Here is a 14639-nt window from a genome sequence, read left to right as displayed (position 1 = left end):
TTCCTAATCCAGGATTTCTCTGATTTTTTGCGAGAGTTCTTCCAGGTTGAACGGTTTTTGGATAAAGCCGTCGCAACCCTTTTCTATGATGGATGAGGCCTGGCCGTTCAGCGAATAGCCGCTGGAAAGCAAAACCCTGACGTCTTGCCGGATTTCCTTCAGGTGGTCGTATAGTTCAATGCCCTGCATTTCGGGCATGATCATATCCATGATGACCAGGTCGATTTTTAAGGCGTTATCCCGAAAGATTTCAAGGGCGCCGTGGGGGGATCGGGCGACAAAGACCTTATACCCCAAGGCTTGGAGGATTTCTTCCCCGGTTGTTATGATGACTTCTTCATCGTCTATCAGAAGGATGGTTTCCGTTCCCCTAACCACCTTGGATTCAGGCTCGATTTCCTCCACCACATCCTTGGAGGACGCGGGCAGGTAGATGTTGAACGTGGCGCCCTGCCCTTCCTGGCTGTATACGTTGATGACCCCGCCGTGGTTCTGGATGATGCCGTAAGCCGAGGCCAGGCCCAGCCCGGTTCCCCGGGAAATCTCCTTGGTGGTGAAAAAGGGGTCGAAAACCCTTTTCCGGACCTCGGGGCTCATTCCGGAGCCGGTGTCCGTGACCGAAAGCCTGACGTATTTTCCAGGCGGTATGCCGTAGGATGAGGCGAATCTTTGGTCCAGGACCACGTTTTCGGACCGGATGTAAATAATGCCTCCGCCGGGCATGGCCTGCCACGCATTAACCAAAAGGTTAAGCAGAACCTGCTCTATCTGGCCGTGATCCACCTCAACGGGCCAGGCGTCAGCCTGGAGATTCTCCTTGATGCGGATTTCCTTGCGCGTCCTGCCGAACATGGAGGACGTGCGGGACACCAAGTCGTTCAGATTGGCGGCCGTGACCTGGTATTTGCCGCTTCGGGCGAATCCGAGCAGTTGCCTTGTCAGGCCCGTGGCGTTTTTGATGTGCTGCTCGATGTTCTTGATGCGGCCGTACAAGGGGTTGGAGGGCTCCAGTTTAAGGAGCATAAGGCTCAGGTTGCCCTGGATGCCCATGAGCAGGTTATTGAAATCATGGGCCACGCCCCCGGCCAGGGTGCCCATGGCCTCCAGCTTTTGGGCCTGTTGCAGGCGCTCCTCCAGCTTGAGCCTGTCCTCCTCGGCCTTGCGGCGTTCGGTAATATCGCGGGAAATGCCCAGGATGCCGACCACCTGGCCGTCGTCTTCCCGCATAAAAGAGCAGGCGGACTCGCCCCAGACCGTTCCGCCGTCTCTTTTCAAAAACTCCATGTCCAGGACGATGCTCCTGGGTTCAGGCTCCGGGTCCGTAAGTTCTTTTTCCAACTCCTCCGTAAAAATATGCAGGACGTCCCGGGTGGACTCCCGGGTAAGGACTTCGGAAAAATCCTGCTGCAGGACTTCTTCGGGCGTGTAACCGCGCATGCGAAACACGGAGGGACTGACATAGGTCCATTTTAGGTTCAGGTCCGTGGTCCAGATAACGTCGTTGGTGTTTTCCGCCACCAGCCGGTACCGTTCTTCACTGCCCTGCAGGGCCTTTCCCACGGCGATTTTCTCGGTGATGTCCGTATATATCCCGATCAGGCCCAGGAGGTTTCCGAACTTGTCGGAAACCACATTGGCGCGCAAGTCCGTCAGGATATGCCGGCCTCTGTTGGAACGGGTCATGACTTCCCCGGTCCAGGAGCCTTGTTCTATCAGGCCGGCCGCCGCCTCATCCCCCTGCCTGGGATCCGCAAAAACCGATAGCAGCCCCCCGGCGGCCACCAGATCCTTGGGCCGGCGGTACCCAAAAAGATTGGCAAAGGCTTCGTTGTGATAAAAATGGACGAAATCCGCGTCGCACATGGCGATGGCGTCGGAAGAGCTTTCCACGGCCCTCTGGATAAAAAGGCGTTCCTCCTCAGCGGCCTTTTGCGAGGAGATGTCCCGGGTCAGGCCCACAACGCCTATAGGGAGGCCTGAACCGTCGCGCAGAAAAGCGCCGGTGGTTTCCGCCCAAAAAGGAGGCCCGTTTTTGCGTTTAATCTGCACTTCAAACTGAACGGAGGCGGGAGTTTTTACCGGATCTTCCAATTCCAGGGCTTGCTGGGTTCTCAAAACGGTCATGCCCAGAGACGCGGAATCCGGCGTGAGAATTTCCTCAAAGCCCATGGTCAATGCCTCTTCCGGCGTGAAGCCCGTCAAGGTCTCTATGGAAGGGCTTATGTGGGTGAGGCGCAGGTCCAGGTCCGCCGTCCACATGGTAAAGCCTGCGTTATCCGCCAGGACCTGATATCTTTCCTCGTTTTGCTTAAGCTGCTCCTGGGCGAAGGAGGCCTTTACGACCTGATCCACCGCATAGCCGGTCATGAACGCGGTAATGGCCAGGAACCCGTACTCGAGGGTGTACGGAAGCGGGGACATGCCAAGGGATACAAAGATGTCGCTGGTCACGCATGAAAACATTATGAAAAGCGCCAGGGCCAGAAATCGGGCCTTTTTTTTCGGCCCAACCTTGTAAAACCGGAACCCCACGAATAAAATGTAGGCCATGCAAATGAGCCCCGCCAGGTTGGCGGCGAGCATGACCGGCCCCAATTCGACCTCATAATAAACGGCTGTAATTCCAAAGGGGAGATTTTTTGTTTTTACCAGGGGGTGGGACAAGGAAAAAATAAGGTCTCCGGTATACAAATAGCCCACGGACAGGCACACTATTCCTACCATGGTGAAAAACCAAAGGGCCTTGGGCGGCACCATTTGGGTGAAATCGTGAACAAACCACAGGTAGAAAATCATGCTCAGAAAAAGCAAATACATCTGAGCGCGCTGCCAGGCCATGCCCTCTGGTACGGAAGTGGAGCTGTAAAGGCCTGCACAAGCGATTCCATAAAGGGAAAACACAACGCATGTGAGGGCGAATGTCAGGTTTTGTCTGTGGCGCCTGTCTCTGTCGTAAATGAACAGATGAAACAGCCCGGAAAAAAGAATTACAGCTGCTGCGGCCGCCGCTGGTACGGATAGAATGTGCATGGATTGAGCCCCGGCCAAACCTCCAAAGCCCATCATTGCGGGTTATAATGGACGCGTCAGACGCATCTATCTGGTGTGTTTGGCATATGATCTACGTAAGACTAAACCTAACATAATTCAGTTTTCCTGGCTACCTATTATTCTTTGTCATGCAAAGCGGCTAATTGCGTGAGCTCCCGGTCGAATTCCAGCACACGGTTTTCCCATGCATGGCAAGCCATGGCGGAGGAGATCAAGGGCCGGTCCTGGATGAAGTTCTGCGGTTTGGTCAGCATGGCTTCCAGCCTGGCTTCCAAATCATCCTGGCCGTCGTACAAGTATTTTGCATGAAATTCTTTGGGCAAAACCTCGGGGTAGGCCAGCCTGTCGGGCAGCAAAGGCAGGCATCCGCTGCGCATGGCCTCCACCACGGAAATGCCGAAATTTTCCTGATTGGCCGTGCTTACAATCACCAAGCCCTTTTTCAGCCAGTCAAAATAGGCCTCCCGGCTTTCCACGAACCCGAACACGGCGATGCGATGGGGTATGCGCTCTTTGGCCCATAGGAACTCCTTGGGCTGAACCTGAAAGTTTTCGCCCATGAGGGCCGCGGAAAAATCCACGCCTTTCTCGTCCAGGGAATACAGGGCCTTAAAAAAGCTCTCTGGATTTTTATCGAACTCCCAACGGTGGTTCCAGATAATCAGGGGCGGTTCCCGGGGGGATTCCAGGGAGAGGTCTCCTCCGGGAAACCGGCAGCCCGGCTGGATGACGTGGGATTTTTCCCGAATGGCCTGGGTCACCCACTTGGGATTGTATTCGGGCATCATGTTTATGAACCCGGGCAGGGCGTCGAAAAAGGCGTTGAAATGGGTCCGGGAGTTAAACAATATGCGGTCCGCGGCCAGGCCGGTTGAAATATCGGTGAATCCGAACTGAAAATCCATGCTTTCGCCGGGCGCCAGAGGGTATGTGATCTGATTTTCGTGAAAGTATACCAGGCAGGGCGGAACTTTTTGAGGGTGCAGAGCCTTGAAATCGGACAAGGACAGCAGGTCCGTGGCGATGATTCCGTCATAGGCGGAAAGGTCGGGAATCTTTTTGATGAAATGAAGGGCCGCGCCCCGCATTCTCCACTTCCAGAAACGCGCGGGAAGGGTTGCAAGATCGATTTCGTGGCTGGAGGCTTCCACCAATCCCCGGGCGAAATCCCGGTGCGAGCCTCCGTAAAAGGGCTCCAAAAACAAAAACTTCATGGTTATTCCGAATACTCGAACAGGGGCTGCAAAGCCCCCGCGCCTATTGGTTTCAGGGCGTCTGCTTATGCAGTCCGCGCTGTTTTTGCCAGTTATACACCATGCCGCAGGTTGCGGCGGCCCGTTCGGCGGAGTCGAAAAACGGAATGCCCGCCTGACAGAATTCCTGGGCGCATTCCGCTTCGAACCCCGGAATTTTGATCATGACAAAGGGCTTGTCAGCGGCTTTGTACACGTCAATCAGCGCCTGGGTCAAGGCGTGGTTGGTTTCCAGGTCAAGCCCGATGGGCGCGGCCATGACAATATCCACATTGGGATCTTCGGCCATGATTTGGGCGGCCCGGATATACAGGCTCATGTCCAAAGAGGAGTTCATGCCGATGTCCACGGGATTTTTCAGGCTGGTGCCGGTTTGGGGTACGAACTCCGCCAGTTTCGCCTTTGATTCCGGCGAGAGCTCCGCCAGAGAAAGGCCGGCCCTGCCGCAAGCCTGGGCGGCGGAGACGGCCAGACCGCCGGGTCCGGAAATGATGGCGGCCCTGCGACCCATCCCCCTGGAAAAAAGCGAAAAACCCATCATGGCGTCCACCCACTCTTCAAAGCCGTTCACAGAAACGGCGCGGGCCTGGGACACCACGGCGTTCCATATGCGTTCGTCGCCGGCCATGGACCCGGTATGGGAGGCGGCGGCGGAAGCGCCTTCGGGGTTCAGGCCCATTTTCCACAAAATGACCGGCTTGGTTTCCGAGGCCTTTTTCAGATTCTTCAAAAAGACGCCGCCTTTTCGGATGCCTTCCAGGTAAGCGGCCACAATGCCTGTTTTTGAATCCTGGGCGCAATACTCCAAAAAATCCCCGGCGGTGAGGTCGCATTCGTTGCCCAGACTGACCGCGAACCGGAAATACAATCCTTTTTCCGGCCCCATGCGGCACAGAATATTGGCCATGGAGCCGCTGTGAGACAACAAGGCGATGGGGCCTAGCTTGGCCGGAAGTCCGGGGAAAAACGAAATCCCCGCCTCCGGGCTGTACAAGCCCATGCCGTTGGGGCCGATCAGCCGCATGCCCGCCTTTTTGGCGATGCAGGCCATTTCCTCCTCCAGGGCCGCCCCTTCCGCTTCGCCGGTCTCCTTATACCCGGCCGTAAACAGGACGGCGCCCTTCACCCCTTTTTCGGCGCATTGCACAACAGCCTCTTTGGCCTGGGAGTTGGGGACCAGAATAATGGCCATGTCCACGGGCTCGGGCAGGGCCTCCACGCTGGGGTATGATTTGAGGCCGTCAATTTCTTCGGTAAAAGGATTAACCGCATAGATGGGGCCTTTGAAGCCCATATCCTGAATGGCGATTAAAAACAGCTTGCCTGTCTTCATGCCACGAGGAAGTCCGACAATGGCGACGGACTTCGTTTCCATCAAGGTCTGGATTTGTTCTGTAGTCTGCATAGCCAAATATTTCATTGAATAGAGTGAGAATCAAGGATAAAATCAGCAGGCCTGCGAGTGCGGTGAGACGCGAAGCCCGTGTCCGCCGCCTTGACAGTTTTCCACCAAAAAGCGGATAATGTAAATATGAAAGACGGCTCCGAACGCAATAATAAGACAAAGCCCCGCCCTTTAAGCATCCCCGGCGGACAGCCGTTGGACATGGAAGAGCAGTTCAGACGGCGCTTTTTCTTTTATTTTTCTCTGGCGGGCTTCCCGGCGCTTTTAGGCTTCGGCTTCATGCATTTCCTGAAAGGAGTATACCTGTTCTGGGTTTTGGACACCCTGTTCGCTCTTTTTCTCATTGCCTCCATCATTCTTCAGTCCCGCCTTTCCAGCATGAGATTCATATTCCGAGTGACTTCCGCCTTTGCCGGGGCGATTTTTCTTTTGTGGACGAGTGCAGGCGGCACCCAGGGCCAGCCTTCCATTGTATTGTGGGCCTTTGTGTATCCCCTGCTGACCTTTTTTCTGCTGGGGGTGACAGAGGGCGCCGCCTGGACCTTGATTTTTTTGGCCGGCTGCCTGATTCTCTTCTTGTATCCCGAAGCTCTGGGAACCTTTCCCTACGTCCACGAGTTCAAAGTCCGCTTTTTTTCCGTCATGTTCATGATCATGGTGGGCGTTTATCTGTTTGAAAAAACTCGCATCTGGTACCGGGACGGCATGAAGGAGGAGGCCAGGCAGCTTGAGGCGGAAAAGGAAAAGCTCGCCCAGGAAATGAAAGAGCGCAGGCATATTGAGGACCAGTTGAAAATAGCCCGCGACGATCTGGAAAAAAGAGTGCAGGAACGCACCCAGGCTTTGGCCAAAAGCGAGGAGTCATACCGGCTGCTTGTGGAAAACGCCCAGGACCTGATTATTTCCGTCGACCGGAAGGGCCGGTTGGAGTGGGCCAATGAATACGGCTTGAGCATGCTCGGCTACAAAATGAAGGACATCATCGGCAAAACCTGGAGCGACCTGATCGTTCCCGAAGATTTGCCCATGGTTTTAGAGACCTATCAACGGATTTTCGCCAACGGGGAAATCCAGGTTTCGGGCCTGGAGTTCCGTTGCATCGACTTTTGGGGGAAGCCTGTATGGCTTTCCCTCAACGCCCGGATTTTTTACGACAGGAACGGCAAGTATGAACGGGAGTACGGCGTTGCAAGAAATACAAACCGGCAAAAAAACCTGGAAGCCAAGCTGCAGCACGCTCAAAAAATGGAGGCCATCGGCACCCTGGCCGGGGGCATAGCCCACGACTTCAACAACATCCTCATGGGCATTCAGGGCCGGGCTTCCATCATGATGCTAAACCTCCCCAAGGGGGACCCCAGCCTGGAGCATCTAAGAACCATCACCGAGCTGGTGCAAAGCTCGGCGGGCCTCACCAAGCAGCTTTTGGGCCTGGCCAGGGGCGGCAAGTACGATCCCAAACCCACCAACCTGAACGACTTGGTGCTGAGGGTGGCGAGCATGTTCGGCCGGACCCATAAGGAAGTGGTCATCAAGGCCGATCTGCCGGAACACCCCATCGTGGTGGAGGTGGACCAGGGGCAGGTGGAGCAGGTTTTTCTCAATTTATACGTGAACGCCTGGCAGGCCATGCCCGGCGGGGGAGATCTGAAAATCAAGACCTGCGTGGTGTCCATGGACGAAGCCCTGGCTATTGCGAACGGGGTCAAGCCCGGACAGTATGCCAAAGCCACCGTTACCGACTCGGGGGAAGGCATGGACGACGAAACCCGCAAGCGGGTTTTCGACCCCTTTTTTTCCACCAAGGGCATGGGCCGGGGCACGGGTCTGGGACTTTCCTCCGCGTACGGCATCATCAAGAATCACGGGGGCTTCATCTCCGTTTGGAGCCGATTGGGCGAAGGCTCCACCTTTTCCATTTTCATCCCCTCCTCCCAAAAATCCGTCAACCCGGAAAGCCGGATCGACTCCCCCGTGATTCGCGGTGAAGGAACCATCCTGCTGGTGGACGACGAAAAGGATCTTTTAAAAACCGGAGCGGAAATTTTAGAAAATCTGGGTTACAAGGCCCTTTCCGCCGGAGGAGGAAGAGAGGCCGTGGAGGTGTTCGGCGCCAACCGGGAGACCATCGATCTGGTGGTGCTGGATATTGTCATGCCGGACATGAACGGGGGGGCGGTGTTTGACAAAATTAAGGAGCTGAACCCCAACGTAAAGGTGCTGATTTCCAGCGGGTACGCCTCGGACGGCAAAAGTTCGGAAATCATGAAAAAGGGCGCCAACGGCTTTATTCAGAAACCCTTCACCGCCGAGGATCTTTCCCAGAAAATTGCAGAAATCATGCAACAAAGGAAATCTCCCGCAGCATAGCGCCTTGAGGGCGTGTTTCTTGACTCAGAATCCACCACGCATACCAATTTGCCCTCAAACAAGTAAATTATATTCCAAGGGAAGTTCAAAATAACGCTGTGTCCCGGCTTGCGGGAGTGCGCCAGCGCAATAGGAGAGACCTTTAGGATGATAGAAACCATCAATCTCCTGCGGACGAAAGCCCTTTCCAAATCCAAACAAAAGCATGGATTCAAGCAGGTCCGTGCGCCCGCCGACCATACCCAATTTCTGCTTTCTTTCCGGGCCGCGCCTTTTGTTCTTGCGAACCCAGGCAAAAAAAAGCCTTGCCTGGGCCACCCCATACAGGCCGCAGCCGCTGTCCCCCATCCACATGGCGGGAGGCGGCGGGATTGGGATAGGGGGACGTGACCTTATCGATACGGAAGCGCTGAATTCTCCAGGCGATCAGGCTGAGATAAGGATCGTGTCCCCTCGACCTCTGCACTCCTGGAAAGGGTGACCCAGCGTCACCCCGAAATCCTTCCAAAATATGTTTTGAATGCCTGAAAATAAAACTACTCGAATAATAGCAAACTGGCGTCAATGCCTTTGCGGCACGCGATGATCCATGAACTTGCGCCAAATGGGCGGAAAATAGGCCAAAACCAGCATGCCGGCGTATCCCGAAGGCAATTGCGGGGCGTCCTCCCAATGGCGAAGAATCTGGTATCTCCGATTGGGCCTGTAATGATGGTCCGAATGGCGCTGGAGGTTGAACAAAAAGTAATTGGTGACCCTGTGGGCGGAGTTCCATGAATGGTGCGGCTTCACCTCCTCGTAGGAGCCGTCTGAATTCTGCTCCCGCACAAGGCCGTAATGCTCCACGTAGTTGACCAGCTCCAAAAGCAGCACCGCCGTGGCAGCCTGTATCAGCAAAAAAATCACCCCGGGCAGCCCGAGCCAATACGCCATGAAGGCGATCAGAATTCCCTGAGCCGTGAAATAGCGCAGGATGCGATTGTCCCAGCCGTACTTGTTTCCCCCCCGGCTTTCCACCATTTCCGACTCGATGCGCCAGGCGCTTTCCATGCCGCCGATCACGGTGCGGGGCAGAAATTGCCAGAAGCTCTCGCCAAAACGGGCCGTGGCAGGATCTTCCGGCGTAGCCACATAACGATGATGCCCGGCCACGTGCTCCACCGCCCAATGGGAGTACAATACGGTCCAAAGCATGATCCGGCCCAATAAAGGCTCCACCCTGTTGTTCACCTTGTGTATCAATTCGTGGCTTAGGTTGATGCCCATGATGCCCGAACTCAGCCCCACGCCATAGGCGAAAACCAGCCTGTCCCACCAGTTCAAGGACCCGTGGGTGAAAGCCCAGGCGCCCCAGAACACCAGCCCTACCTGCACGGGGACCGCAGCAAAGGTAATCCAGCGATACCGGCGGTCCAGCTCCAGGATTTTTTCCTCGCCGGGATCGGGGTTGTAAACATTCAGGCCGAACACATAATCAAACAAAGGAAGCAGTACAAAGACCGCCAAAGGCGGTATGAGCAAATGATATCCTCCATTGAAATACGAAATCACTGCTCCCAAAGGAACCAGGAAAACCAGGCAAAAACGGACGAGCTGCATTTTTCCTCCCGGGATTGAAGATGCACGCTAACAGGGTCTGATTATCAAAAAATTTCCTCCACCTGATTAATTTTACCGTTCGTAGATCTTCGGGGCAAGTTTTTTTTGAGAATTCAAAAAGGCGGCTAAAGGCGCCGCCCTTGAATGATTCTTTGTATGTCATTTTTCGATCTGGATTGGCAAAATTGCTGAGAAAAACTAATGCTGAAACAGCAGCTCCGCCAGGCCGTTGCGGATGGTGTAGGCGGGTTCAAAGCCCAGGAGTTCGCGGGCCTTGGAAATGTTTGCGCGGGAATGGCGCACGTCGCCGGCCCGGGCCTCCTTGAACATGACCTCAAACTCCCGATCGCCCAATTCCCTGACATAATCCAGCAGATCCAACAGGCTGATTTCCACGCCCGTTCCCACATTGATGGGCTCGCCCGCTCCGGCCTTGTCCGAGGTCATGGCCAGCAGGTTGGCCTGAACCACGTCCCGGACGAAGATGAAGTCCCGGGTTTGGAGCCCGTCTCCGTAGATGCAGGCGTATCCTTCGGCCGTATCGTTGACGAACCGGGAAATCACGCCGGAGTATTGGGAGGAAGGGTCCTGCCTGGGGCCGAACACGTTGAAAAAGCGGAGGCACACGGTCTGCACGCCGTAAAGCTCGGCGAAAACCCGCATATACAGCTCGCTGGCCGCTTTGGACGCCGCGTAAGGAGAGGCCGGCGCCCGGGTCATGGCCTCCACTTTGGGAGACTCGGGGTTGTTTCCGTAAACCGCGCAGGAGCTTGCAAAGACCACGCGTTTGACGCCCGCATCCCGGGCTGCGTTGAGGATGTTCAGGGTTCCGGTGACGTTGATGTCGTGGCAGACCATGGGCCTTTCCACGGAGTCAAAGGCCGAAACCATGCCGGCCAGATGAAACACCCCGTCCACGCCTTTCATGGCTTTGGCAACGGCTTCGGAATCGCGTATATCGCCTTTGATGAACTCAACTTTATCGGCGAACTCCGCGATATTGGCTTCGTAGCCGGACGACAGGTCGTCCAGAATGCGCACCTTTTCGCCTTTTTCCGACAAAACTTCGCTGATATGGGAACCTATGAAACCGCATCCGCCGGTCACCAGGTATTGCATGCTGTTCTTCCCTCCAAATCCACTACCACAATTTTTCCGGATATAAGCCCTGGTCGGTCAGGCCTTTGATGTAATCCATGACCAGGGCCTTGTCGTTCTTATAGGTCACTCCCACCCACCGTTCGGAGCTTTCCAGCACGGAAACCGCCGCCTGGTTCTCCCGGATCAGCCGATCCACGGCGCTGGGCAGATAAAATTCGGTTTTCAAATCCTTAAGCCCGGATTCCATGAACTCCTTGAACTGCTCTTCCAGATGAGGAAAAAAATCCGGGGTGAATCCCCAGAAATTCAAGGACACGGGCTCGTCGCCGGTCAGGGAGGCGGTTTCGCCGTCTTCCATTTCGCAGGTCACGCCATTTTGCCGGCGACATATTCCCGTGCGTTCGGTGACGGAAATCAGGTTGTTGTCCTGATCCACCTTGCACACGCCGCGGGAGACCGTCCCGTGCTCGGACAGGGTGTTTTTCAGGGAGAAAGCCACCATGGCGAAACGCTTCAAATCATCCGCGTCATGGCAGGTTTTAAGAAACCCTGCGATTTCCCGGTAAGCGGCGCGGCCGTAAAAATCGTCGGCGTTGATCACGCAAAAGGGCGAGTCCACCACGTCCTTGCATACCAGGACGGCATGGCCGGTGCCCCAGGGCTTGGCGCGTCCTTCGGGCGCAGTGAAGCCTTCGGGCAGGGCGTCCAGTTCCTGGAAGACCAGTTCGCACGGAACCTTTTTAGCGTAGCGTTCTTCAATAAACTCCCGGCAGGGCGCTTCGATTTCACGGCGAATGACAAAGACGATTTTTTTAAAGCCCGCCTGCAGCGCGTCGTATATGGAGTAATCCAGAATGCTTTGGTTGTGGGGGCCGACGGCGTCCAATTGCTTGAGTCCGCCGTACCGCGATCCCACGCCCGCAGCCAAAATAACCAAAGTCATGTTTCTATCCTTATTGTTCTTTTTTTAACAGGCGGCGCCTTCCTGGCCCAGGGCCTTCATGATGCGCTGCATGCTGATGTGCACCACTATCATATGGGCGTCCTCGGTCATTTGCATGTCGTTGACATTGCTGTGGACCGGAATGGACGCCAGATCCTTCAGAGTGCCGCCGCCGAATCCGCAAAGCCCGATTGTTACGCCGCCGTTCCGGTTGGCGTATTCAATGGCTTTGAGCACATTGGTTGAGTTGCCGGAGCCGGAAATGCCGATGACCACGTCCCCCGGCTCGAAAAAGTTTTTCAGGGGCTCCACAAAAACGTCGTCGTAGGACAGGTCGTTGGCGTAGGCCATCATGGTGGAAATGCTGTCGTTCAGGCAGATCATCTTGAACTTTCTTTCCAGGTTCAGGCAGCATCCCTTGTTGATGTCGCACACCCAATGGGAGGCCGTGGAGGCGCTGCCGCCGTTGCCCATGACAAAGATCCTGCGGCCGTTTTCATAGGCGTCCAGCATGGCGGCGATCATTTTTTCAAAGGCCTCGTGGGGAAAATCGTCCAGCACGGCCTTGAGTCCTTCAAGGTATTGTTGGGAAAAATATTGCATATCCGTCTCCCTTGGGGCTTTGTCCGGCTCAGGCCTTGACGTCACGCACCACGTTCAGGTCTTTCATGGTTTTGTTGGCGAAATCCAGAATGTCTTCCACGTTGTCCTGCTCGTACAGCCAGTCCACGTATTCCTTGACGCTTTGCTCCGGCGTGTTTTGGGGCTCCCATCCCAGGGCTTTGAGGGCCGATATGTCGGAGCAGGCGTTCCGGGTGTCGCCGAAGCGGTATTTTCCCGGAATCAAAGCATCGGCAAGATGCTTGTTCTTGCGGTCTTCAAACTCCCTTTGGACAATGCCGGCGAACTCGCTGACCGTATAGGCCTTGCCTCCGCCCACGTTGAACACCCTGTACTCCATTTCCGGATTATCCAGGGCCATGACATTGGCCCGCACCACGTCGTGAATATTTACAAAGTCCCGGCATTGCTCGCCGTCTTCGTAGCAGGTCGGGGCCTTGTCAAAATAATAATGGAGCGAAAAAATACGGCACGCCCCGCTGTAAGCGTTGTAGAATGACTGCCTGGGGCCCTGCACGATGGAGTAGCGCATGGCCGTGGAGGGAATGCCGTAGCGCTGCCCGAAGGTCATGGCCTGAATTTCCTGGGAATACTTGGCCATGGCATAGGCGTTGGGCGGAGAAACATGGGTTTCGGGAGTCCACTGCCAATACATTTCTTCGCCGCAGATGGGGCAGACGTGCTCCCACTTCCCTTCCGCAAGCTGGGATTCGGGCCTCAGCACAGGGCTTGACTTGCGGGCGCAGGAATCGCACAGGTACAGGCCTTCCCCGGCCACGAACTGGCTGCTGGCCACCACGATTTTTGCCAGGTCCTGACCTGTTTCCACGGCGGTTTCGTACATAAGGGCCGTGCCCACGCTGTTTACATGGAAAAAGGTGGAGAAATCCGGCAAGTAGTCCTGGTACGCGGCTAAATGATACACCGCCTCACGGCCTTGGAGGGCTTTTTTCCAATCGTCCTTGGACCGCACGTCGCCCAGCATGAACTCGGCCCCGGGGTTCAACCAGGGGGGCATTCCGATTTGATGCACGGGTTTTTGAAGGTTGTCCAGAACCCGCACTTCGTGGCCATTTTCCACCAAAGCATCCACGGTGTGGGAGCCTATAAAGCCTGCGCCGCCTGTCACCAGAATTTTCATGTTTTATCCATCCCTATCCCGTTTACTTGGTGGGGTATCCTCGGTGATCGAATATAACCTGGCTGCCGCTGCGCTCCAGCATAAAGGGCAGTTCCCGATAGTCGCGCATGGCCTGAAAAACCGCTTGCTGGCTTTCCCGCTGAACCGCCAGGATGAGAAAGCCGCCGCCGCCGGCGCCTGCAATCTTGCCGCCCAGGGCGCCGGCGTCCTTGGCCGCCTGGTACATATCGTTGATCTGAGGATTGGATATGCCGGCAGCCATTTTTTGTTTCAGCTCCCAGTTTTTATCCAGCAGCTTGCCGCATTCCCGGATGTCCCCGGCTTCCACCGCCGCCTTAAAAGGCTCCACCAGGCCGACCATCTCGGTCATGGCCGCAAACTTTTCTTCATCCGAGGTGGTGCGGGACTGCTCCGAAAGAATGGCGTCCGCCTTGCGGGTGATTCCCGTATAATAAAGCAGCAGGCTGGAATAAAAGGCCCGGAACACCTCGTTGTCCAAATTCAACGGAATGCGGTCCACCGTATGGTCTTTGTTGAAGATGAACTGATTCACCCCGCCGTAGGCCGCGGCGTATTGATCCTGCCTGCCGATGGGCTTGCCAAGGATGTCAATCTCAATGCGGCAGGCTTCCTGGGCCAGTTGCTCGGCCGTGACCAGATGATAATTATAAGAGTGCAAAGCGTGCAGAAGAGCCACAGTTACGGAGCTGGAGCTGCCCAGCCCGGACCCGGCGGACGGCACGTCGGCCAGGGTGGTGATTTCCACGCCCTTTTCCACGCCCGTGATGCGCATGGCCTCCCGGACGAGATCGTGCTTGATTTCGTCCACGTGGTCCACACACTCCTTTTTGGAATAGTTCACGTAAATCTCGTCGTCAAAGCGGCCCTTGACAATCACATAGACAAACTTGTCGATGGCCGAACTCACCACCATCCCCGGCTTTTTTTCATAATACGCGGGAAGGTCGGAGCCGCCCCCGACAAAGCCGATGCGAAGAGGCGTACGGACAATGAGCATAATCAGTTCCTATGAAAAAACCATCATATTGGGCAGGGAAACCCTGCCGCTTTTATTTCAAGCAAGTCGGCCCCATGAACGCATTCATGTTGGGTTTGAAGTCCAACAGCGTCACTGCCAGCTTGAAGCGCCATAGC

Annotated in this window: 11 protein-coding genes; 1 reads left to right on the top strand and 10 read right to left on the bottom strand. The window is 55.5% G+C overall.

Annotation, left to right across the window (positions count from 1 at the left end; all coding sequences use genetic code 11):
• Window positions 1–3 precede the first annotated feature (3 nt).
• From BUE18_RS01960 to BUE18_RS01950, 3 genes are all read right to left on the bottom strand, one after another.
• Window positions 4–3030: a PAS domain S-box protein gene (locus tag BUE18_RS01960; RefSeq protein ID WP_073472289.1), complete on the bottom strand. Its 3027-nt coding sequence runs from the start codon at window positions 3028–3030 to the stop codon at window positions 4–6.
• A 137-nt stretch (window positions 3031–3167) separates the two neighbouring features.
• On the bottom strand, window positions 3168–4265 hold the full coding sequence (locus BUE18_RS01955; protein ID WP_073472287.1) for a tRNA-queuosine alpha-mannosyltransferase domain-containing protein: 1098 nt from the start codon (window positions 4263–4265) through the stop codon (window positions 3168–3170).
• 52 nt (window positions 4266–4317) lie between these two features.
• On the bottom strand, window positions 4318–5709 hold the full coding sequence (locus BUE18_RS01950; RefSeq protein WP_073472285.1) for a CoA-binding protein: 1392 nt from the start codon (window positions 5707–5709) through the stop codon (window positions 4318–4320).
• 126 nt (window positions 5710–5835) lie between these two features.
• Here BUE18_RS01950 and BUE18_RS01945 point away from each other — a divergent pair, with 126 nt between their 5' ends.
• Window positions 5836–8079, top strand: coding sequence for a hybrid sensor histidine kinase/response regulator (locus tag BUE18_RS01945; RefSeq protein WP_073472284.1), 2244 nt, complete (start codon window positions 5836–5838; stop codon window positions 8077–8079).
• A 54-nt stretch (window positions 8080–8133) separates the two neighbouring features.
• On the opposite strand, the gene BUE18_RS27410 is transcribed toward BUE18_RS01945, so the two are convergent.
• The 7 genes from BUE18_RS27410 to BUE18_RS01910 form a co-directional block, all read right to left on the bottom strand.
• Complete coding sequence (locus tag BUE18_RS27410) at window positions 8134–8433, bottom strand: hypothetical protein (RefSeq protein WP_139264581.1); 300 nt, start codon at window positions 8431–8433, stop codon at window positions 8134–8136.
• 207 nt (window positions 8434–8640) lie between these two features.
• Window positions 8641–9678: an alkane 1-monooxygenase gene (locus BUE18_RS01935; protein ID WP_073472280.1), complete on the bottom strand. Its 1038-nt coding sequence runs from the start codon at window positions 9676–9678 to the stop codon at window positions 8641–8643.
• Window positions 9679–9876: 198 nt separating this feature from the next.
• Complete coding sequence (locus tag BUE18_RS01930; RefSeq protein ID WP_073472278.1) at window positions 9877–10797, bottom strand: SDR family oxidoreductase; 921 nt, start codon at window positions 10795–10797, stop codon at window positions 9877–9879.
• A gap of 22 nt (window positions 10798–10819) precedes the next feature.
• Window positions 10820–11722: a nucleotidyltransferase family protein gene (locus tag BUE18_RS01925; RefSeq protein WP_073472276.1), complete on the bottom strand. Its 903-nt coding sequence runs from the start codon at window positions 11720–11722 to the stop codon at window positions 10820–10822.
• A 24-nt stretch (window positions 11723–11746) separates the two neighbouring features.
• Window positions 11747–12325 (bottom strand): D-sedoheptulose-7-phosphate isomerase, encoded by a 579-nt coding sequence (locus BUE18_RS01920; protein WP_073472275.1) that lies wholly within the window; start codon window positions 12323–12325, stop codon window positions 11747–11749.
• 28 nt (window positions 12326–12353) lie between these two features.
• Window positions 12354–13484: an NAD-dependent epimerase/dehydratase family protein gene (locus BUE18_RS01915; protein WP_073472273.1), complete on the bottom strand. Its 1131-nt coding sequence runs from the start codon at window positions 13482–13484 to the stop codon at window positions 12354–12356.
• 22 nt (window positions 13485–13506) lie between these two features.
• Complete coding sequence (locus BUE18_RS01910; RefSeq protein WP_073472271.1) at window positions 13507–14502, bottom strand: GHMP family kinase ATP-binding protein; 996 nt, start codon at window positions 14500–14502, stop codon at window positions 13507–13509.
• Window positions 14503–14639: the final 137 nt, after the last annotated feature.

Origin of the sequence: Desulfatibacillum alkenivorans DSM 16219 (assembly GCF_900142135.1) — a bacterium.
GTDB lineage: Bacteria > Desulfobacterota > Desulfobacteria > Desulfobacterales > Desulfatibacillaceae > Desulfatibacillum > Desulfatibacillum alkenivorans.
This window is presented reverse-complemented; position numbering and strand designations above follow the sequence as displayed.